The 345-nt window shown below is 60.6% G+C and carries 1 protein-coding gene; it reads left to right on the top strand.

Annotated features, from left to right (window positions below; translation table 11 throughout):
• On the top strand, nt 1-345 hold a 345-nt coding region (locus ACPYOJ_RS34855; protein ID WP_481420304.1), incomplete at both ends, for an extracellular solute-binding protein.

Here is a 345-nt window from a genome sequence, read left to right as displayed (position 1 = left end):
GTCGGGTGCGGCCGTCCGCTCCAAGCGCAACAGCAAGCTGCCGGTCGAATTCGTGGTTCCGAAGGAAGGCGGCATCGGCTGGCTGGACAGCCTGTCTGTCCCGGCGACGAGCACCAATCCGGATGCTGGCCTTGCCTTCATCAACTACATGATCGACCCTGACTTCTATTTCCAATGGGCAACCAAGGTCGGGGCGCCGGCTTCGGCCAATGCTGCCGCCATGGAAAAACTGCCGGCCGACGATCTCAACCGGGTGATCCACAAGCCGGAATATCTGAAGACGATGACGATTCAGTCGGCCCTGCCCGACGATCGCCGCGAAGCTTTCAATAACCTCTGGCAGGA

It is taken from the genome of Rhizobium sp. SVR5-9E, from assembly GCF_056755095.1.
Note: the sequence above shows the minus strand (reverse complement) of the source record. Positions and strands in the feature narration are given on the sequence as shown.